Below are 20,302 nucleotides of genomic sequence, written 5' to 3'. Positions count from 1 at the left end.
TGTCCTCAGTCCTGCGTCGGGGCGGCGGCGGGCGCGGAGGCCGGCGCGGCGATGCCGCGTGCGGGCGCCATCGCGGCCGGCACGCGGTCGATGACGGTGCGGTTGCCTTCGGTGAGATAGGTGCGTGCCACGCGCTGCACCTCAGCCACGGTCACCGCCTGCACCCATTCCGGCACCCGGTTGAGGGTCTGCGCATCGCCCCACAGCAGCTGCGCCTTGGCCAGCTCGTCGGCGCGCGAGATGAAGGGCTCCAGCGCGTTGACGTAGTCGGCCAGCATCTTGGTCTTGGCGGCGGCCAGCGTGTCTTCCGGCACGCCCTCGGCGACGATGCGCGCGATCTCCTCGTCGATCGCCGCCAGCACCGCGTCCGGATCCACGTTCGGCTTGTACAGCGCGAACAGCGTCATCAGGGTGGGACCGTCGTAGTCCCAGGCATGGCCCAGCGGCCAGCCCATGCCGCCGTCGAGGTTGATCAGCTGCTCGCGGCCCTTCACCAGACCCTGGTAGAGCCGCGAGGCGTCGCCGCCCGCCAGCAGCTGCGACAGCACCGCCATCGGTGCATGGTCGGCACTGCCGCGCTCGGGCATCTTCCAGCCGACCGCAAGCGCCGGCACCTGCGCCAGCGCATCGGCCTGCGCCTCGCGCCGGCTTTCGGTATTGAGCGGCTCGGAGACGTCCGGGCGGTCGGGCGTGGGCCGCGCCGGGATGCCACCGAAATACTCCTCCACCAGCGCGAACGCCTCGTCGGCGGACACATCGCCGACGATGCCGATGACCGCGTTGTTGGGCCCGTAGTAGTCGCGATGGAAGCCCTCGACATCGGCCAGCGTGGCGCCCTCGAGATCCTTGAAGCTGCCGTAGCCGTCGTGGGCATTGGCCCAGTTCGAGAACGCCAGGCGGTTCATGTCGAACACGAAGAACAGGCCGTAGGGCTGGTTCTGCACGTTGACGCGGATCTCCTCCTTGACCACGTCCTGCTGGTTCTTCAGGTTCGCCGGGGAGAAGTCCAGCGTCTTCATGCGGTCCGCTTCCAGCCACAGGATCGGCTTCAACGCCGACACCGGTGCGGTCTCGATGTAGTTGGTGTAATCGGGCCGGGTGGAGCCGTTGAGCATGCCGCCGCCGCCCTGGATCACGCGGTCGAAGGTTCCTTTGGGAGCAACCGGCGTGCCCTGGAACATCAGGTGCTCGAACAGGTGGGCGAAGCCGGTGCGGTTTTCCGGCTCCAGCCGCATGCCGACGTGGTAGACCACGCTCACGCCGACGGTCGGCGAGCTGCGGTCCTCGGACACGACCACGGTCAGCCCGTTGTCGAGGGTGTGGGTGCGGATCGGCATCGTCCAGCGGTCAGGCTGCTGTGCGGCAGCCGGGATCGCCAGCCATGCCAGCAGCGCGAGCGCGCCGCCCAGGACTGTTCTGCAACGCATACGTCGTCTCCCTGGCCCTCCCCAGGGCCCGAGCGCCGACTATAGCGCGGGGCCTGCGGTGGCCGGAATCCGGCAGCCGTCAGCCCTTGCGCTCGACGGGGACGGCCGGCGCGTCGGCGTCCTCGCCGCCGATACCGAGGTTGCTGCCGGCACGCTCGTAGACCTCGCGATCGAGCAGGCCGGTCTCGCGCGCGACCAGCACCGGCACCAGCATCTGCCCGGTGACGTTGGTCATCGTGCGCATCATGTCGAGGATGCGGTCGATCGCGAGCAGGATGCCGAGCACCTCCAGCGGCAAACCGGCCGCACTGAGCACCACGGTCGCCATCACCACCGCGGTGCCGGGCACGCCAGCGGTGCCGAAGCTCCCCAGCACCGAGGCCAGCAGGATCGCCACGTACTGGGCGAAGCTGAGCTCGATGCCGTAGTACTGCGCGGCGAAGATCGCCGCCAGCGTCGGGTAGATCGCGCCGCAGCCATCCATCTTGATGCTGGCGCCCAGCGGCACCGCGAACGCGGCGTAGTCGCGGTTCACGCCGAGGCCGTGGGTGACCGAACGGATCGCCGCGGGCATCGCCGCGAAGCTCGACGAACTGACGAACGCCACCTGCATCGCCGGCCCGGCGCCACGGAAGAACTTCAGCGGGTTGAGCCCGTGGGTCAGCAGCAGTCCGCCATACACCACCACGATGTGGAAGGCGCAGGCCACGTACAGCGCGATGACGAAGTTGCCCAGCGGCAGCAGGCGCTCGAAGCCGTAGGTGCCGACCAGACCCGCGATCAGGCCGAAGGTGCCGATCGGGGTGATCTCGAGCACGAAGCGGGTGACCTGGATCATCACGTCACTGGCCTGCCCGATCAGGCGGCGCAGGCCTTCGGTGCGGTCGCCCAGCTTCACCAGCGCGAAGCCGACCAGGCCGGCGAAGAAGATCACCTGCAGGATGCGCCCTTCGGCCAGCGCCGCGAACGGGTTGGTCGGCACGATGTCGAGCAGCACCTGCACCGGCGTGGGGACATCACGCGGCTGGTAGTCGACCGGCGCGGTCAGCGTCACCCCGACGCCGGGGTTGAACAGGAACGCCGCCCCCAGCGCCACGCCCACCGCGATGGTGGCGGTCACCGCGAACCAGCCGAAGGTGCGCCCCCCCAGGGTCGCCATCGACTGCTGCCCGTGCAGCGCGGACACGGCATTCATCACCGCGAAGAACACCAACGGCACCGCGATCATGCGGATCAGGTTGACGTACAGCGTGCCCAGCGGCTGCAGCCAGGTCTCGGCCGCCGGGCCGAGCAGCCAGCCGGCCAGGGCGCCGAGCACGAAACCGCCCGCCACCCGCTTCCAGAACGCGATACGGAACCACCAGTCCAACATTCGGGGCACCCCGGGCACGGTGCCCGACAGCAGACAAGGGGGCGACGATACCGGAGCAGTTGCCATGGTGCAGTCGTCTGGCTGCAACACTGAAGCGCATAATGGGCGGCTTCCCCGCGTTGTCGTTCCATTCCATGCACAAGATTCCACTGTTCTGCGTGGCGGCCCTGCTGGCCGCCTGCGCCGCTCCGCAGCGTGCGCCCCACCCGGAGACGCCGATTGCACCGGTGACGGTCCCGGCGATCGACCGCCCGGACGGCGAAACCGCCGCCTGGTGGTTCCGCAGTGGCGCCGCCGCGGCCGCGCAACGCGGCGCGATGGAGGGCCGCGCGCGCAATGTGATCCTGTTCGTGGGCGACGGCATGAGCCTGACCACGGTCGCGGCGGCGCGCATCCTTGCCGGACAGCGCGACGGCGCGCCGGGCGAGGAGCGGTTGCTGAGCTGGGAGGCATTCCCGCACACCGCGTTCGCACGCACCTACAACACCGACATGCAGACGCCGGATTCCGCCGGCACCATGACCGCGATGGCCACCGGCGCCAAGACCCGCGCCGGCGTCATCGGCGTCGGCCAGGCGCGTGCACGCGCGGACTGCACCGACCTTGCAGGCAATGCGCTGCTGTCGATCCGCGACCTCGCCGAGAGTGCCGGCATGGCCACCGGCATCGTCACCACCACCCGCATCACCCACGCCACCCCCGCCGCCACCTACGGCCATTCGCCGGACCGCAACTGGGAAGGCGACGTGCACCTGCCGCAGGATGCGATCGATGCCGGCTGTACGGACCTCGCCCGCCAGCTCGTGGAAATGCCGGGGCGCGGGCCCGACGTGGTGTTCGGCGGCGGCCGCCGCTATTTCATGCCCGCCGGCGAGCGCGACCCGGAATGGGATGACAAGGTCGGCCTGCGCCTGGACGGCCGCGACCTGATTGCCGACTGGCAGGCGCGCCACCCCGGCGGCGCCTATGTCTGGAACCGGGAGCAGCTCGAGGCCGCGCGCGGGCGCACCCCGGTGCTGGGCCTGTTCGAATACGACCACCTGCACTTCGAACACGACCGCGCGGGTGACACCGGCGAGCCCAGCCTGGCCGAACTGACCTCGGAAGCCATCGACCGCCTGCGCGACGCCGGCGACGGCTACTTCCTGCTGGTGGAAGGTGGCCGCATCGACCATGCCCACCACTACGGCAATGCGCACCGCGCGCTTACCGACACCATCGCGCTGGCGGCTGCGGTGCAGGCAGCCGTGGATGCCACCGACGCCGCGGATACGCTGATCCTGGTCACCGCCGACCACGCCCATACCCTCACCTTTGCCGGCTACCCGGCACGCGGCAATCCGATCCTGGGCAAGGTGGTCGGCAGCAGCGGCGAGGACGCAACCACCGGCTACGCCCGCGACGCACTGGGCCTGCCCTACACCACGCTGGGTTATGCCAACGGCCCCGGCTATACCGGCGCCAGCGGTGCGCAGGCCGAAGGCCCGAAGACCTTCTTCCATGTCGGCAGCGGCTTCGAGGCCGCGCATGGCCGCCCGGACCTGAGCGACGTGGACACCACGCATCCGGATTACATGCAGGAAGCCACGCTGCCGCTGTCGAGCGAGACCCACGGCGGCGAGGACGTCGGCATCTGGGCGCGCGGCCCGGGTGCGCAGGCGGTGCGTGGCAACGTCGAACAGCACGTCCTGTTCCACTTCATGGTGCAGGCCACCCCGCGCCTGCGCGAGCGGCTGTGCGCGCAGGGCCTGTGCACGGACGACGGCGTGCCGGTGGTACTGCCGGATCCGGCGGACTTCGGGTTCGGGCCGCGCGCGCGGCTGGATTGAGCGGGTGACGCATCGGCCGTGAACCGGCATTCCCCTTGGCGGAAATCCATTGACGATGGTGCCGGGCTGCCGATCCCCGGACTCCCGCCTTCGCGGGAGTGACGGCCGGGTCCGCCGCTTCGCGAGGCCGGCTGCGGCCCCAGGTCCTGCCCTTTGGTACGACAGGCTGCCGGACGCCGCTTCGCTATCCTCGCCACATACCTGTGAGGAGCGAATGCGATGAACCGACTCGACGGCAAGGTCTGCGTGGTCACCGGCGCCGCCAGCGGCATAGGCCTACGCATTGCCGAGGTGTATGCGCAGGCGGGCGGCAGGGTCGCCATCGCCGATCTGCGCTACGACAGTGCCGAAGCGGCCGCTGCGCGCATCCGCGCGGACGGCGGCCACGCGATGGCGGTGGCGATGGACGTCACCGATGAACAGCAGGTCGTCGACGGCATCGCCTGCGTGGTCGATGCCTGGGGCAGGGTCGACGTGCTGGTCGCCAATGCCGGCATCCAGATCGTCAACCGGATCACCGACTTCAGCTACGCCGACTGGAAGAAGCTGCTGGCGATCCATCTCGACGGATCCTTCCTCACCACCCGCGAATGCCTGCGCGACATGGAGAAGCGCCGCGACGGCGGCGCGATCATCTACATGGGCTCGGTGCACTCGCACCTGGCATCGAAGCTCAAGGCGCCCTACGTCACCGCCAAGCACGGGCTGCTCGGGCTGGCACGCACGGTAGCGAAGGAAGGCGCCGAATACGGCGTGCGCGCCAATGTCATCTGCCCCGGCTTCGTGCGTACGCCGCTGGTGGAGAAACAGATCCCCGAGCAGGCGCGCGAGCTCGGCATCAGCGAGGACGAAGTGGTGAAGAACATCATGCTCAAGGACACCGTGGATGGCGAGTTCACCACCGTGGACGATGTCGCCAATGTGGCGCTGATGCTGGCCGCGTTCGAGACCAACGCACTGACCGGCCAGAGCATCACCGTGAGCCACGGCTGGTTCATGCAGTAGCGGGCGCGCTTCGCGGCAGTGCAACAACACGCGTGGCGCGAGCCGGTTAGGATCGGGCGGGTGGACCCGTCACGGACAGACCGGCGCTCCCGCCGCTCGCTGACGGCCCGAGACGAGGGAGGAGTTGGGTATGGGAGGTTTCGACCCCTGGAATGGGCTCGTTCTGCTGTTGCTGGTCGCGATCCCCGCGGCAGTCATCCTGGCGATGGTGTGGCTGCTGCGCCGCAACCGCATGAGAGAGACGCCCGACCAGCGCTCCAAGGGTTCGGTGTCATAACGGAACATCAAAAGGCGCTGTCGGTTTCGACAACGCCTCCGTTGCTCAGCAGCCCAGCTTGCTATCGAATCAGGCTGAAGAAGTACTGATTAATTGCCTCTTCCAGCATCCGAATTGCCTCTCCGCACGTGGGCGCGGTCGCGGACAACTCCACACCGGTACCCCCCGGGATAGAGATAGTAGCGGTCGCGGTACAGCTCGACTGTTGGCGTCCCACATCCGCTGCACTAACATTCCGACTGATTTTTATGTCGCTAATCTGAATGCCGCGCGCGTTAGCATTATTCTCTAACTGCTGAATCATCCGCCCCAGATCTTGTGAACCAGGAGCTGCATTCACCGCAGGTGCTAAAAACGTGCAGGCGACCGCCAATGTGGCAGACACAACCAAGGTGTGAACCTTACTCATCGTCATCCTCCGTGAAAACGCTGCGCCCCTTCGGCCGCAATCGGATAATGCGAGAGCGACATGTTAATGCCTCGTGAATACACGCCTAGAACGGCTTGGCCAGCACCAGCCAGACCACCACGATCAACCCCAGCACCGGCAGTTCGTTGAACCAGCGCAGCGCGCGCGACGACGGCACGGCACGCCCCGCCCCGGCGCCCTTGAGCCAGCGCCCGGCAATGACGAAGTGCACCATCAGCAGCACCACCAGCAGCAACTTGGCGTGCAGCCAGCCGGTGCCCGGCCCGACCATCGTCGGGAAACCGTCGAACATGCGGTAGCCCAGCCACAGCACCAGCCCCAGCACGAACGCGAAGCCGAACATGGAATGGCCGAAGCGGTACAGCCGCCGGCCCATCAGCACCAGGCGATCGCGCACTGCGGATTCGGCGCCCGCCTCGGCAATGTTGACGAGTATGCGCGGCAGGTAGAACGCCGCCGCCATGAAGGCAACCACGAACACGATGTGGAAGGTCTTGACCCAGAAATAGGCTTGCATGCGCGGTGTCCTTTACGACGACGTTCGGGCCCGTGCCCGGTGCCGGTATCGTACCGGCATGGACAAGACATACGACCGTGCCTACTTCGACCGCTGGTACCGCAATGGCGGCATCGGCGGCACGCAACGCCTGATGCGCAAGGTGGCGCTCGCCGTGGCCACTGCCGAATACCACCTGGAACGCCCGCTGCGCAGCGTGCTCGACATCGGCTGCGGCGAAGGCGCATGGCGCGCACCATTGCTGAAGCTGCGGCCGAAAGCGCGCTACATCGGCTTCGACAGCAGCAGCTATGCGGTCGAACGCTACGGCGCCCGGCGCAACCTCCACCTGGCGCACTTCGCCGACTTCGAATACCTGCGCCCCTGCCCGCCCGCTGACCTGGTGGTGTGCAGCGACGTGTTGCATTACCTGCCGGCGCGCGAGATCGATCGCGGGCTGGGTGGCGTGGCGGACCTCTGTGGCGGGATCGCCTTCCTGGAGACGTTCACGCGGGAGGACGACGCCGAAGGTGACGACGACGGCTACCTGCGCCGGCCGGCCGGCTTCTACCGCCGGCGTTTCGCGGCCGCCGGGTTCCGCCCGCTGGGCTCGCATTGCTGGCTGTCACCGGCACTTGCCGACAGCGCCACGGCGCTCGAAGTCATCGACTGAGCCCTGGACAGGCGCAATGCAGGTACATCCGATATGCTGCGACGCAGCATCCTGACGCCTGCGAGGCGCGATCCGCCCATGTTCCTTTACCAGCTGCACGAGTTCGGCCGCGCCTTCCTGGCACCGCATGCCTACTGGGCGGAAGCCAATGCGCGGGCCTTTTCCGCACCCGGCAGCCTGCTGGCGATGCTGCCCGGCGCCGAGCAGGTGTCGGCGGCCAGCGAGCTGTTCCATCGCGTCGCCAAGGATTACGAGAAGCCGGAGTTCGGCATCCACTCGGTGGAAGTCGACGGCAGCGTGTACCCGGTGGTCGAGCGCGAGGTCGCGCGCAGGCCGTTCTGCCGTCTGTTGCGCTTCAAGCGTTTCAGCGACGACGCCGGCGCCATCGGCGAGATGAAGGGCCAACCGCCGGTGCTGGTGGTGGCACCGCTGTCCGGTCACCATGCCACCCTGCTGCGCGACACCGTGCGCACCCTGCTGCGCGACCACAAGGTCTATATCACCGACTGGGTCGACGCGCGCATGGTGCCGGGCGAGGAAGGTGCGTTCACGCTGGATGACTACGTCGCCTACATCGAGGACTTCATCCGCCTGATCGGCGCCGACGACCTGCACGTGATCAGCGTCTGCCAGCCGACGGTGCCGGTGCTGGCCGCGGTGTCGCTGATGGCCGCGCGCGGCGAAACCACGCCGCGCTCGCTGGTGCTGATGGGCGGGCCGATCGATGCGCGCGAATCCCCGACCTCGGTCAACAACCTCGCCACCCAGCGCCCGCTGTGGTGGTTCGAGAACAACCTCATCCACCAGGTGCCGGCCAACTATCCCGGCCGCGGCCGGCGTGTCTACCCGGGCTTCCTGCAGCATTCCGGCTTCATGGCGATGAACCCGGAACGGCATTTCATGTCGCACTGGGATTTCTACCGCAACCTCGTCAAGGGCGACCTCGACGACGCGCAGTCACACCGCCGCTTCTACGACGAATACAACGCGGTGCTCGACATGCCGGCCGAGTACTACCTGGACACCGTGCGCATCGTGTTCCAGCAGCACCTGCTGCCGCGCGGGGAGTGGGACGTGGGCGGCGAACGGGTGACGCCGGCGGCGATCGGCGATACCGCCATCCTGACCATCGAGGGCGAGCTCGACGACATCTCCGGCCTCGGCCAGACGCGCGCCGCGCACACGCTGTGCACCGGCGTGCCGCAAGCGCATCGGGCACACATCACCGTCGACGGCGCCGGCCATTACGGGATCTTCAGCGGCCGCCGCTGGCGCACCCGGGTGTATCCGCAGGTGCGCGACTTCATTGCGCGCTACGCGGGCAAACGGGTTGCGTCGACGACACCGGCGGCGCATTCATCCCGCTCCGGCGCGACCTGACGGCGCTGCAGTCACCGGCCTGCATGAGTCCCTCTCCGGTTCACGGGGAGAGGGTCGCGGTGCGGGCAGAAGGCGCGTGCAGCGGCTCGAAGACGCCCTCATCCGGCGCTACGCGCCACCTTCTCCCGCGAGCGGGAGAAGGGCGGAGACGACGCTTGCTCATGCGTACTGCGCCGTCTTGACCAGCAGGTGCTTGGCCAGCAGGCCGTGCATGCGGCCGATCGCGCGGGCCAGGTGCAGGGTGACGAACAGCAGCAGTGCGCCGACGAGCGCTACCAGCGGCAGCAGCCAGGCGGCGTCCTCGACGAGATCGACACCCCAGAACCAGACCGCATAGTCGACGCCCGGCAGCAGGGCCAGTGGCGACAGCAGCATCGTCAGCGACAGGCTGCCCAGCGTCACCGCGATGGTGAAGTAGATGACGCCCAGCGGCAGCATCAGCAGCATGTACAGCAGCGTGCTCCAGCTGCGCGGGTCGGTGAACATGTCGCCGATGCGCTGCAGGATGCTGCGCCCGCGTGCGTTGTACAGCGGCCGCCGCGGCATGCGCTCGCCGAGCATCACCTCGACGATGCGGCCTTCCACCAGCGACAGGATCCGCACCGAACCGAAGAACAGGATGACGAACGGGATGCCGATGATCAGGATCGCCAGGCCTGCGGAAAGCGACAGCCCGGTCACCACCCAGGTGAAGTAGAAGATGCCCGTCGCCAGCGCCAGCACCATGTAGAACAGCGATGCATAGGCGCGCGGATCGGCGGCCACGCCGAAGAACCGGCCGAGGAGCGAATCGCGGGACTTCGGCGGCGGTGCGCGCAGCGCGGTCTGCACAGTGACCTCGGTGTCGCGATAGATGTCGGCGACCTCCTCCGGCGCCCCGTAGCTCGAGGCCACGGCGGCGATCACCTCGGCCTCGCTGCGGCCGGGGTTCTCGGCAAGCTCGGAGCGCAGGTATTCCTCGGCGTCGTACAGCGCGTCCTGGATCAGCGCGGGATCGGCCCCGGCCAGCGAGCGCCGGAGATGCTCGAGGTATTCGGGGATCGTCGTCGGCAACCGGTTGGCGTTCATTCGGGCACTCCCTTGAGGACGGAATCGACGGAATCGCGGGTGGCGGTCCAGGCCGTGATCCAGCGGCCCAGCACCCCGCGCCCGGCGGTGGTGATGCGGTAGTAGCGACGCGGCGGGCCCGACACCGAAGGCTCGACATGGCTGGCCAGCAACCCCGCCGCCTCGAGGTTGCGCAGCACCGGGTACAGCGCGCTCTGCTTGCCGGCCAGCGCCCCGCCATCCACGCCTTCGAGCTGCTTGGCGATCTGGTAGCCGTACATCGGCGCCGGCGCCGTGGCCAGTACCGCCAGCAGCACCAGCGACACCGTGCCGGCGCTCAGTTCCTTCTGGAACTTGCGCAGCTGCAGGTCGATGGCGGATTCGTAGCTGGTCATGGCACGGGGCTTCGCTATGTCGAGATCGATGCTATTGGCAACTTCGCACTAGTGGATGTGCCGGAAGTCCGGGGCGCGCGCTCGGGCGCGGTTGCGGCGAGAATCGACGGTCACCGTTCCAGGGGATTCCGAAGATGCCGCGACCTGTCCTGCGCCTGTCCACGCTGTGCGCCGCCCTGCTGCTCGCACCCGCCTTCGCGGCGGACCCGCCGCCGCCGCCGACCACCCAGGCGCTGCTGGATGCCTCGCAGGCCGCGGACTGGCGCACGCCGGACCCGGACAACCTGCTCTATATCGACCTCGAGGCCGGCCGCGTGGTGGTCGAGCTGGCGCCACGTTTCGCGCCCGAGCACGTCGACAACATCCGCACGCTGGCCCGCCAGCGGTTCTGGGACGGGCAGACCATCTACCGCTCGCACGACAACTTCGTGGTGCAGTTCGGCGCCAATGTCGAGGACGAGGCCGCGGGTCCGCCGCTGGGCGATGCGCGCGCGCAGCTGCCGGCGGAATTCGAACGTCCTGCCGAAGGGCTCGCCTTCCACCGCCTGCCCGATCCGGACGGCTGGGCGCCGGAGGCCGGCTTCGTCGACGGCATGCCGGCGGCACGCGATCCGGCCGCGGGGCTGGCGTGGATGGCGCACTGCTACGGCGTGCTGGGCGCAGGCCGCGGCGCGGCCGCGGATTCAAGCAATGGCACCGAGCTGTACGTGGTGATCGGCCAGGCCCCGCGCCAGCTCGACCGCAACATCACCCAGGTGGGCCGGGTGCTGCAGGGCATGGAACTGCTGAGTGCGCTGCCGCGCGGCAGCGGACCGCTGGGCTTCTACGAGGAGCCGTCGCAGGCGACGCCGATCCGTTCGATCCGCCTCGCGTCGGAGGTGCCGGAGTCCGAACGCACCGCGCTCGAGGTGCTGCGCACGGATACACCGTTGTTCGATGCGGTGGTGGAATCGCGCCGCAACCGCCGCGACACGTGGTACCTGCATCCGGCCGGGCACATCGATCTGTGCAACGTGCCGGTGCCGGTGCGCACGCCGCCGGAGGGTTGAGCCGCAGGCCTGCAATGCCCTCACGCGGCCTTCCCGGATGCGTGCCTAGCCTGCCGATCCATCCCGAACGAGAGAGTTGTCGTCCATGCCCATGCTCCGCATCCGCATCACCGGCGAGGACGATACCGTCCGCGGCATCATGAACCTGCTGCAGAGCCTGGACGGTATCGAACACGTCGAGGAGATCGCAGACCTCATGCCGCACATGGATGACGACGACTCCAGTTCCGCCGGCCTTGCCGAGGAACGCGGGCCGAACATGCACGAGATCGAGATCGACGCGCCCAACGATTCCACCGCCCGCAAGGTGCGCGAGGCGGTGACCGAGCTGGCCTACCAGATGGGCGCGATCGTCGAGTTCGAGGACGACGAGGAAGACACCCGCTGATGCGCCGCGGCGCGGGGGTCAGAACTCCGCGCCGTTGACCTGCACGACGGTGAGCGCGCCGGGGTCGACCCCGTCCAGGCAGCGCACGTTGACCGCAACCGTGGGATTGCCCTGCGGGTCGGTGCCCTCGCTGAAGGGCGCGATCCCGCAGGTGGCGCAGAAGTGATGCTGCAGCTGCCGCCTGTTGAAACGGTAGGTGCCGAGGTCGCCGGGGTCGGTCGTCAGCTCCAGCGCCTCGCGCGGAAAGAACGCCAGCAGGCCGCCGCGCCGGCGGCACATCGAACAGTTGCAGTCATAGACCTCGCCGAGGCCTTCGCCGGCGTCGAGCGAAGGCGATGCGTCCGCAATGGCAGCTGCCTGTGTAATGCATGGGGGCGTACCGGGGATGGGATGCCGGGAGTCTACGGCGCGCCCCGGGCTGGTGGGCCGCCGTCGTCGTCATGCCGGCGTCCATGACGGCTGCGTTCGAACCACCACAGCGCTGCGGAGACCGCCAGCCAGGCGAGCCACCACGGCCATGCCGGGCCCGGCACGGGCTGCGCCGGTTGCGCCACGGGCGTGTCCGCGCAGCCGCCTTCGCAGTGGCTGACCAGATCCTGGGTGGCAGTGGCCCGTCGCGCCGCACGCAGTGCCGGCCAGGCATCCACGGGATGGACATGGAACGCCGTGCGCACGGTGTCGCCCTCCAGTACGCGATGCCAGCCCGGCTGGCGCGGCCAGTAGCCGGCGCAGCTGTCGCCGCCCACGGCCCGGGGCCACAGCGGCGATGCGCCGCCATCCGGCGCGAGCACCCGCGCCCGCGCACCGGCACCACAGATACGCACCCGCTGGTCGGCGAATGCCGGTGCATCGATGCGCACTGCCGGCACCGCCTGCGCGCGTGCGACCGTCGCCACCGCCTCGCTCCACAGCGCACCGTGCAGGTCCGCACGGCCCGCGAGCACCAGCCGGTAGCTGTCCTGCAGCGTCCACACCAGCACCCGGCCCTGCCCGTGCGGGCGCCACCATGCCCATGGCCCGCCCTCGCCGCCACCGCCGAGCGCAACCGCCTGTGCACCGTCGACCTGCAACTGCCGCGCCAGCGGCGCAGGCACCGCTGCCTGCGCCTGCTCGAGGTCGAACGGCGCATCGGCGGTGCCGGGCCCGAGACGCGCACGCAGGGCCTCGGCGTCGCCGGCACCAGCCAGCGGCAACCGCAGCGGCACGGTGCCCTGCCCGCCCGACAGGCGGAAGCCGGCACCCGCCAGGCCGGCAGGCGTACCGGGCGCGTCGGCGCGCAGCACCAGCCCCATGCCGGACTCCACCGCAGTCAGCACCGAAGCGCGACCGCCGGCGCCGAGACCCGCCCAGCTGCGGGCATCCACCACCAGCACATCGGTCTGCGCGAGGCTCGCCGCATCGATGCCGCCGCCTGCGCCCAGCGCCATGCCTGCACCCAGCGTGATCCGCATCTGCAGCGGCAGCCCGGCATCCACCGCCCAGCGCCGCAGGAAACGTGTTTCGGCATTCGCAGCGCCGGCCAGCATCCGCAGCCGTGGCGCGGCCGCTGCGTCGATCCAGAGATGCAGCGGCGCCTCCTCGACGAGGACACCGGCGGGGTCGCGCAGGCGCAGCTGGAAGCGTGCGGGACCGGCCGCGAACGTCGGCGCCTGCACGACGAAACGGCCACTGTCGTCCAGGACCGTGCTGTCCACGCGCACGCCCGCGGGATCGACGAGCTCGACCGCGCCGTCGACCACGCCATGTACGCGGCCGCTCACCCGCAGGGCGTCGCCGGCCACCGTCGAGCCCGGCCGGGTGATGTCGGCGAAGCCCCGCACCGGCGGTGGCGGATCGAACTCCACCGCGACCACGGGCGGCACGTCGAGGTCGCGCGCGACCAGGCCATCGCCGAACACCCGCAGCACCCGGGTGTCCGGATGCAGACGCAACGCGGTGGCGAGATCGGGCACCCTGCGCACCCCAGCGGCCGCCTCGGCTTCCGGCAGAGCGACGACAGCGCTGCCGGGCCGGACCGCCGGCGCGTCGGCGCGGCCGCCGGTCAGCACCGTCAGCGTGGCGTCCGGCTGCAGGCCTGCCGGCGGATGGATGGCCAGGACCAGCAGCACCGCCCACGCGGGTTGCGCCAGCAACAGCAGCGCCAGCCGCCAGCCGCGCGAACGCGTGCCGGGCGGCGCACGCCGCTGCCAGAGCACGATGCGCACGCCCGCCAGCAGCGCAAGCGCCGCGGTGATGGTGGCGGTGACCGCCAGCGAAGGCGTCGACAGCATCATTGCGCGGGCTCCGCGGTGTCCTGCAATGCGCGCAGGTAACGGGCGCCGCTGTCGTCGGCGGCGCGCGGGGCGATGCCGGCGGCCGGCCGACGCATCGCGTGCCACAGCAGCCCGCGCAAGGTGTCGCGGCAGTCGTCGCATCCGGGATCGTTGCGCACGGCATCGATCGCGGCGACCAGCGCCAGCGGATCGTCGAGCGGCGCGCTGCCCGCCCAGGCCTGCAACGCATCCAGCAGCGGCAGCGGATCGGCCGCGTTATCGGCGAGCGCCCACCACGCTTCGTGCAGCCGTGCGTCATCGGCGGGGCCTGCCAGTGCCGGCAGCGCGCGCGAGGCCAGACCCTCGCGATCACCACCGAGACGCCGGCTCTCGTCGATCGGCGGCAACTGCGCACCGACCCGCGCCAGATAGATGCGGTCGGCCTCCTGCACCTGCTTGATCAGCTCCAGCGCGCGGTTGGCATACGGCAGCGCCGCCGACGGCTCGGCCTGCCGCAGGTGCAGTTCCGACTGCCACATCTCGTTGAGCGCACGACGCAGGGTTTCGCGGGTTCTGGGATCGAGCAGGGTCGCCGCCTCGGGGATGTCATGGGTGTGGCCGAATGCGGCGACCACGTCGCCGGCGCGGCCGAACACGCCGTCCTCGGGGGCGGCCTCGGCGTGGTCGTGGTCGTCGTGGGCTGCCGGGGTGTCGGGCGACGCGGCGTCGGCGTCGGCGTCGGTATCGGCATGCCCGTGCCCGTGCGCATCGGCAGTCGCGCCGGCCTCGGGCAGCGCATCGGAGCCGTCGGCGAAGATCCCGCCCGGCGACACCGCCGGGCGCGGCGGCGGCGCGGGTGCCTCACCGGCCACCGGTGGCGGTTGCGGCGCACGCTCGGATTCCTCGCCGAGGAACTGGCCATAGCGCAGCCGCAGCAGCCGCTGGTCGACACCCAGCGAATCCGAACGCTCGGCGAAGCGCGGTGCATCCAGTTGCGCACGTTCGGCGATCAGCGCCTCGGCATCGATGATGATCTGCCGCTGGCTGCGGAAGTACGCCGGCAGCACCTGTCGGGCGAGGCCTTCCAGCCCGGCGACATCCGGTGGCGCCGGCGGCGGCCAGCGCAGGATGACGCTGGCGCTGCGACCGGTCTGCGCTTGCGGCTGGCGCTGGTCGCGCACCTCGAGACGGGCGACGAGGTCCTCGCCCGGCTGCAGGCCGAACTCCGCGATATCGAGCGTGACCGTAAAGCGTCGCAACCGTGGCTCCCCCTGCCCGCGGAGCGTGCGCAGGTGCTCGTGGAAGGTCTGGTTCTCGCCGCTGCCCTCGGTACGCACGATCCGCAGCTGCGCCTGCGCGGCGACACCGTAGTCGTCACTGGCTTCGAAGAGCAGCCGCCACTGTCGCTGGCCGTCGGCGCGCAACTGCAGCGTCGTTTCGGGTTCCAGCACGCGCACCTGCGGCGCGCGGTCGGCCACCGCATCCAGCCTGTGCAACGGCGGCATCGGTTGCGCGGCGGCGCCGGCAATGCGCAGCCGGTACAGGCGCGAGCGTTCCAGCCGCTGCGACACCGTCCAGTGCTCACCGTCGCGCTGCAGCGCGACGCGCTCGCCATCGAGGAATTCCAGCGCGACCGCTGCCGGTTGCGGGGCGATGCGCAGCCGCCAGCCCAGCTGCGAGCCGGCCGGTGCCTTCGCATCCAGCACGGCCACGGTGTGCGGTTCGATGCCGGTGTACGCCGGTGGCTCGATCCGCAGCGTGGATGTCTCGAGGCGTGGCACCGCCGCAGCAGCGCGCGGATCGCGCTGCGCCGGCGCCGTCGTGGTGCGCAGCGTGTCGGTGGATGGCCACCACGCCAGCAACGCCAGCCCGAGGACAGCGACGCCCCAGGACAGTGCCAGTGCGCGCCACGGCCATGGCGCACGCAGATCCGGCGGCGGCTGGCTGCGCAGCCGCTCGTCGAGCCGCGCACGTTGCAGGCGCTGCAGCGGCCGCAATGCCTCCGCATCGACGAACAGCAGCGCAGCACTGTCGTCCATATCCGCGCGTCGCGTATCGAGCATCGACGCCAGCCAGCCACGGTCGAAGCGCCGCAGCCGGTGCGCGATCGTGGCGACCAGCGCGCCTACGGCAATCGACCCGACCACGAGCGCGGCGATGGCCCCGCCCATCCGCCAGGCAAGCACCGCCAGCACCGCCAGCCAGGGCAACGCGATGAGCGATGCCACCAGCGCAGCGCGCATGCGCGCCTGCCGCAACCTTGCCAGCGCCGCTGCACTCATGGTGCGGAAGCCCGGCGTGGCGAGGTGGCGAGCCAGCGCTCGGCCAGCAACAGCAGCAGGATCAGCCACAGCAGCGGCGCGCGCAGATCACGCAGCGCCGCCGGCCAGTGCAGGTCGGCCCGCACCGGCGTGTAGTCGGCTGCGGGGGCACGCATTGGCGCCGGCATGGGCTGCAGCTGTCGGCGCAGCTCCGCGGGGAACGCCGCATCGGCCAGCTGCGGCCAGTCGGCCAGGCGCAGTGCGCGTTCGAGATGCAGGATGCGCCCGCGGCCATGGCGCGCGCCGTGCGCGAGCACCGCACCGTCGCCATCGCGCCAGGCCGGCACCATCACCGGTGCGTCGGCCCATGTCGCATCCGCGGCGAGCAGCACGGTGCCGCCGGCCGCGGCGAAGTCACCCACGGCCAGCGGCACCTCGCCGGCGACCAGCCACGCCAGCGCGTCCGCGGTGGCCGGCACCGCGCGTCCGGGGCCACCGGTATCGAGCTCGTTGCCGGCGTCCGGCGTGCGCCATGCGAGCACCGCCGCGCGCAGGTAGCGCACCGCGTGCGCATGCTCCGGGTCATGGCGGATCGCCAGCCGTGGCGGTCCGGTGGCGGCGGGCGTGTCGACGGCGGCGTGCGGCACCGGACGCCATTCGATCGCGCGCGACAGCTGTGGGCGTTGCGCATCGGCACCATCCAGCGGGTCGGGCACATGGACCGTGAGCGCCACGTTCGCCGGCAGCTCCATGTCGAGCTGGCGCAGCAGGCTGCCAGCCGGCGCAGCCGCAGCCGCAGCCGCAGCCGCGCGATCATCCCTACCCTCGACCAGCGGCCAGCCCGGCGCCAACCAGCGACGTTCCTCCCCGGCCTCGGCCGGCGGCAGCGAGGCGGGATCGACGCCAGGCACCAGCACGCTCCAGCGCTGCACCGCCGGTGCATCGGGTACCGCCGGATGGGCGAGCCAGAGCGCGAACAGCACCAGCAGCAGCAGGCGTAGCAGCAGCAGCGGCCATTCGTCCAGCCGCACCTGCCGCCGCGGACGCGCCTTCGCGCGCAGCCAGCGCAACGCGGCGAACGGCGTCGGCAGCAGCGTCTGCCGGCGTGCCAGGTGCACCAGCAGTGGCAGCAGCAGCGCCGCCAGTGCGAACAGGCCGGCCGGCAACAGCAGCGTCGGCATCAGGCGCGGCCCTGCGGTGCGAACAGCGCGCGCAACGGTGCATCGAGCGGCTCGTCGAGCACATGCCGCACATGGCGGATGCCGGCCGCGTCCAGCCGTGCGGCAAGCGCCGCCTGTGCGGCGCCGAAACGTTCGAGAAAGCCCGTGCGCAGGGCGGCGCCGTCGCCGGGCAGCACCTCGCCGGTTTCCGGATCCTCGAAGCGGCGGCCGCCGCGGTAGTCGAAGTCGCGCTCGCCCACCGTCAGCAGCTGGATGGCCAGCACCTCGCGGCGTGCTGCCGCCAGCCGCGTGGCCAGATCGACCGATGCGGGATCGAACAGGTCGCCGAGCAGCACCACGATGTCTTCGGCCCCGATGCGTTCCCACACCGGAGCCAGCCGCTCGCTGCCGGGCCAGGCGCCGGTGGCGCGAACGCCATCGAGCACCAGCAACTGGCGATCGCGCTGGCGTGGGCCGCTGCCAGCGTCCACGCCATCGACGCGGTCGTTGCCGACCACCAGCAGGCCGATGCGATCCCCCTGCGCGATCGCCAGCTCGGCGATGGCAAGCGCGAGCTGGCAGGCGGCGTCGAGCCGGGCGAAGCCCGGACGCGACTCGTCGGCCTGCCCCATCGACGCGCTGGCATCCAGCAGCAGCCACACGGTGAGCGGGCTCTCGCGCTCGGCCTCGCGCACGAACAGGCGGGCGCTGCGCGCATAGAGCTTCCAGTCGATCGCCTTCGGTTCGTCACCTGGCTCGTAGGCGCGGTACTGCGCGAACTCCATGCCGCTGCCGCGCTCACGGCCGCGGTGCTGGCCGATGCCGCCACGCGCACGTACGCGGCGCGGGGCGATGCGCAGGCCGCGAAGGCGTGCGCGCAGTTCGGGCGACAGCGTCAGCACGTCGGCGGTCAGCGCGTGCCCGGGAACGGCACGCTGTCGAGCAGGGCGGTGACGATGTCGTCGGTGCTGCGCTGCTCGGCCTCGGCGGCGAATGACAGCAGCAGGCGATGGCGCATCACCGGCGCCGCCAGCGCGACCACATCCTCGCGGGTGGCCGCCAGCCGTCCACGCAGCAACGCACGGGCCTTGGCCGCGAGCACCAGCGACTGCCCGGCACGCGGGCCGGCGCCCCAGCGCACGTAGTCGCGCACCGCCTGCGGCGCGTCCGCACCCGGACGGCTTGCGCGCACCAGCCGGGCGATCCACGCCAGCAGTTCATCGCCGACATGCACCTCGCGCACCAGCGCCTGTAGCGCCAGCACGTCGTCGCCGCTCATCACCTGGGGCACCGCCGCCTTCGCGCTGCCGGTGGTGCGCAGCAGGATGTCGCGTTCCTCGGCCTCGTCGGGATAGCCGAGCACGATCTGCAGCAGGAAGCGGTCGAGCTGCGCCTCCGGCAGCGGATAGGTGCCGGCCTGCTCGATCGGGTTCTGGGTGGCCAGCACGAAGAACGGCGCCGGCAGCCGGTGGGTGGTGCCGGCATAGCTGACGGTGTGCTCGGCCATCGCCTCCAGCAGCGCCGCCTGGGTCTTGGGCGGCGTGCGGTTGAGCTCGTCGGCCAGCAGCAGGTTGGTGAACACCGGCCCGGGCTGGAAGCGGAACGCGCGGTGGCCGGTGCCGTGGTCCTCTTCCAGCAGCTCGGTGCCGAGCAGGTCGCTGGGCATCAGGTCGGGGGTGAACTGCACGCGGCGGAAGTCCAGCGCCAGCGCGTCGCCCAGCGTGCGCACCAGCAGGGTCTTGCCGAGGCCGGGCACGCCTTCCAGCAGCGCGTGGCCACCGGCCAGCAGCGCGACCAGCAGTTGTTCCACGACGTCATGCTGGCCGACCACGGCCTGGCCGATGGCGGCGCGCAGGTTGTCGAGGCGGCCACGCCAGGCGTCGAGGTCGGATTCGGTGATCGGTGTGCTCATGTGGGGAATCCTCTATGGAGAGCGCCGGTGGCGGAGCGGCGTATGCGGGCACCGTGCAGGAGCACCGCCGGGACGGGCCTCATGCGGTCAGTGCGTAGACGACGATGTTGACCGCGAACTTCGTGTTGTCCTCGGCCAGGAAGCGCTTGTTGCGCCAGTCGTAGTCCCATTCGCAGCCGTAGTCCTTGTTGCTGTAGAGCACGCCCAGGCGCCCATCGATGCTGATGCCCTTGAGGTAGTCGTGCACCAGGTCGTCGCCCCAGCCGTTGAGCTCGAAGCTCGTGGCGGGCGGGCCTTCGGGGAACTGGAAGAAACTGCGGTAGATGCCATGGTTGCCGGGCAGTTTGCGCAATGCGTCATTGCCGAAGATCGACGCCATCTGCGCCTCGAAGGACTTCGCGAACAGGCCGTCGATGTCGTGGTTGCAGTCGTCGACGAAGACGAAGCCACCGTTGCGCACATAGCGCTCGAAGTTGCGCCGTTCCGCCGGGCTGAACTCCACCAGCTTGTGCCCGGCGAGGTAGCAGAACGGCGCCGACAGCATCTTCGGGTCGGCCAGCTCGACCACGTGTTCTTCCGGGTCGACGCGCAGGCTGGTGTAGTCGATCAGCGAGGTGATGACGTTGGACGGCATCCGCGCGTCGACGTCCCAGTCGCCGGAGTCGTACTTCAGGCGGGTGAACCAGAAATCGTAGCTGGTCGACTGCGCGCGCAGGCCGGGCGGCAGCGCCAGCAACGCGGCGCCGCCGAGCATGGCCTTGAGGAACTGCGAACGGTTCATGGGGGCTGGGGAGCGAGCGGGTCAAACGGCGAAAAACGCCCTCATCCGGCGCTTCGCGCCACCTTCTCCCGCTTGCGGAACAAGGGAGGTGTCCCGCTTGCGGAAAAAGGGAGGTGTCCCGCGCTTCTCCCTTCCCCCGCAGGCGGGAGAAGGTGCCCCACAGGGACG

Annotated in this window: 19 protein-coding genes and 1 pseudogene; 7 read left to right on the top strand and 13 right to left on the bottom strand. The window is 70.3% G+C overall.

Translation table 11 applies throughout. From position 1 onward, the window contains the following. Nucleotides 1-5 precede the first annotated feature (5 nt). Both ERL55_RS04595 and ERL55_RS04590 read right to left on the bottom strand, forming a co-directional pair. Complete coding sequence (locus tag ERL55_RS04595; protein ID WP_129135379.1) at nucleotides 6-1,427, bottom strand: pitrilysin family protein; 1,422 nt, start codon at nucleotides 1,425-1,427, stop codon at nucleotides 6-8. A gap of 79 nt (nucleotides 1,428-1,506) precedes the next feature. Beyond that, nucleotides 1,507-2,799, bottom strand: a complete 1,293-nt coding sequence (locus ERL55_RS04590; RefSeq protein WP_129137208.1) for a dicarboxylate/amino acid:cation symporter — start codon at nucleotides 2,797-2,799, stop codon at nucleotides 1,507-1,509. A gap of 134 nt (nucleotides 2,800-2,933) precedes the next feature. Between ERL55_RS04590 and ERL55_RS04585 the strand changes: the two genes are divergently transcribed. The 3 genes from ERL55_RS04585 (at nucleotide 2,934) to ERL55_RS14900 (ending at nucleotide 5,910) form a co-directional block, all read left to right on the top strand. Next, nucleotides 2,934-4,628 carry an alkaline phosphatase gene (locus ERL55_RS04585; protein ID WP_129135378.1) on the top strand — a complete coding sequence of 565 codons (1,695 nt, stop codon included), beginning with the start codon at nucleotides 2,934-2,936 and terminating at the stop codon, nucleotides 4,626-4,628. Nucleotides 4,629-4,847: 219 nt separating this feature from the next. Next, complete coding sequence (locus ERL55_RS04580; protein ID WP_129135377.1) at nucleotides 4,848-5,633, top strand: 3-hydroxybutyrate dehydrogenase; 786 nt, start codon at nucleotides 4,848-4,850, stop codon at nucleotides 5,631-5,633. 130 nt (nucleotides 5,634-5,763) lie between these two features. Further along, nucleotides 5,764-5,910: a hypothetical protein gene (locus ERL55_RS14900; RefSeq protein WP_164972116.1), complete on the top strand. Its 147-nt coding sequence runs from the start codon at nucleotides 5,764-5,766 to the stop codon at nucleotides 5,908-5,910. A 61-nt stretch (nucleotides 5,911-5,971) separates the two neighbouring features. Here ERL55_RS14900 and ERL55_RS04575 read toward each other — a convergent pair whose 3' ends face one another. Then, nucleotides 5,972-6,319, bottom strand: coding sequence for a hypothetical protein (locus ERL55_RS04575; RefSeq protein WP_129135376.1), 348 nt, complete (start codon nucleotides 6,317-6,319; stop codon nucleotides 5,972-5,974). Between the two features lie 85 nt (nucleotides 6,320-6,404). Continuing rightward, on the bottom strand, nucleotides 6,405-6,857 hold the full coding sequence (locus ERL55_RS04570) for a CopD family protein (protein ID WP_129135375.1): 453 nt from the start codon (nucleotides 6,855-6,857) through the stop codon (nucleotides 6,405-6,407). 58 nt (nucleotides 6,858-6,915) lie between these two features. Here ERL55_RS04570 and ERL55_RS04565 point away from each other — a divergent pair, with 58 nt between their 5' ends. Together ERL55_RS04565 and phaZ are read left to right on the top strand one after the other, a co-directional pair. Further along, nucleotides 6,916-7,509: a class I SAM-dependent methyltransferase gene (locus tag ERL55_RS04565; RefSeq protein WP_129135374.1), complete on the top strand. Its 594-nt coding sequence runs from the start codon at nucleotides 6,916-6,918 to the stop codon at nucleotides 7,507-7,509. A 78-nt stretch (nucleotides 7,510-7,587) separates the two neighbouring features. Further along, nucleotides 7,588-8,889 (top strand): polyhydroxyalkanoate depolymerase, encoded by a 1,302-nt coding sequence (gene phaZ, locus ERL55_RS04560; protein ID WP_129135373.1) that lies wholly within the window; start codon nucleotides 7,588-7,590, stop codon nucleotides 8,887-8,889. Nucleotides 8,890-9,048: 159 nt separating this feature from the next. Here the strand turns inward: phaZ and ERL55_RS04555 are convergent, their stop codons facing one another. Together ERL55_RS04555 and ERL55_RS04550 are read right to left on the bottom strand one after the other, a co-directional pair. Further along, nucleotides 9,049-9,957, bottom strand: coding sequence for a sensor domain-containing protein (locus ERL55_RS04555; RefSeq protein WP_129135372.1), 909 nt, complete (start codon nucleotides 9,955-9,957; stop codon nucleotides 9,049-9,051). Next, nucleotides 9,954-10,331: a PadR family transcriptional regulator gene (locus ERL55_RS04550; RefSeq protein ID WP_129135371.1), complete on the bottom strand. Its 378-nt coding sequence runs from the start codon at nucleotides 10,329-10,331 to the stop codon at nucleotides 9,954-9,956. The genes ERL55_RS04555 and ERL55_RS04550 overlap by 4 nt, the downstream gene beginning before the upstream one ends. A gap of 134 nt (nucleotides 10,332-10,465) precedes the next feature. Here ERL55_RS04550 and ERL55_RS04545 point away from each other — a divergent pair, with 134 nt between their 5' ends. Together ERL55_RS04545 and ERL55_RS04540 are read left to right on the top strand one after the other, a co-directional pair. After that, complete coding sequence (locus tag ERL55_RS04545; protein WP_129135370.1) at nucleotides 10,466-11,380, top strand: peptidylprolyl isomerase; 915 nt, start codon at nucleotides 10,466-10,468, stop codon at nucleotides 11,378-11,380. Between the two features lie 85 nt (nucleotides 11,381-11,465). Continuing rightward, a complete protein-coding gene (locus tag ERL55_RS04540; RefSeq protein ID WP_129135369.1) occupies nucleotides 11,466-11,768 on the top strand; it encodes a hypothetical protein in 303 nt (100 codons plus the stop codon). Between the two features lie 18 nt (nucleotides 11,769-11,786). On the opposite strand, the pseudogene ERL55_RS04535 reads toward ERL55_RS04540, so the two are convergent. The 7 genes and pseudogenes from ERL55_RS04535 to ERL55_RS04505 form a co-directional block, all read right to left on the bottom strand. After that, nucleotides 11,787-12,138: pseudogene (locus ERL55_RS04535) on the bottom strand (GFA family protein). Nucleotides 12,139-12,169: 31 nt separating this feature from the next. Then, the gene (locus tag ERL55_RS04530) at nucleotides 12,170-14,041 is read right to left on the bottom strand and encodes a carboxypeptidase regulatory-like domain-containing protein (RefSeq protein WP_129135368.1); all 1,872 of its coding nucleotides are present in this window, start codon (nucleotides 14,039-14,041) and stop codon (nucleotides 12,170-12,172) included. Next, a complete protein-coding gene (locus ERL55_RS04525) occupies nucleotides 14,038-16,302 on the bottom strand; it encodes a hypothetical protein (RefSeq protein WP_129135367.1) in 2,265 nt (754 codons plus the stop codon). Before ERL55_RS04525 ends, ERL55_RS04530 begins: the two co-directional genes overlap by 4 nt. Further along, on the bottom strand, nucleotides 16,299-17,462 hold the full coding sequence (locus ERL55_RS04520; protein ID WP_129135366.1) for a BatA domain-containing protein: 1,164 nt from the start codon (nucleotides 17,460-17,462) through the stop codon (nucleotides 16,299-16,301). Before ERL55_RS04520 ends, ERL55_RS04525 begins: the two co-directional genes overlap by 4 nt. Beyond that, nucleotides 17,462-18,355, bottom strand: coding sequence for a DUF58 domain-containing protein (locus tag ERL55_RS04515; protein WP_129137207.1), 894 nt, complete (start codon nucleotides 18,353-18,355; stop codon nucleotides 17,462-17,464). Before ERL55_RS04515 ends, ERL55_RS04520 begins: the two co-directional genes overlap by 1 nt. Continuing rightward, nucleotides 18,352-19,353 (bottom strand): MoxR family ATPase, encoded by a 1,002-nt coding sequence (locus tag ERL55_RS04510; protein WP_129135365.1) that lies wholly within the window; start codon nucleotides 19,351-19,353, stop codon nucleotides 18,352-18,354. Before ERL55_RS04510 ends, ERL55_RS04515 begins: the two co-directional genes overlap by 4 nt. A 79-nt stretch (nucleotides 19,354-19,432) precedes the next feature. After that, nucleotides 19,433-20,134 carry a DUF4159 domain-containing protein gene (locus ERL55_RS04505; protein WP_129135364.1) on the bottom strand — a complete coding sequence of 234 codons (702 nt, stop codon included), beginning with the start codon at nucleotides 20,132-20,134 and terminating at the stop codon, nucleotides 19,433-19,435. Nucleotides 20,135-20,302 lie beyond the last annotated feature (168 nt).

It is taken from the genome of Luteimonas sp. YGD11-2 (genome assembly GCF_004118975.1).
Taxonomy (GTDB): Bacteria; Pseudomonadota; Gammaproteobacteria; order Xanthomonadales; family Xanthomonadaceae; genus Luteimonas; species Luteimonas muca.
This window is presented reverse-complemented; position numbering and strand designations above follow the sequence as displayed.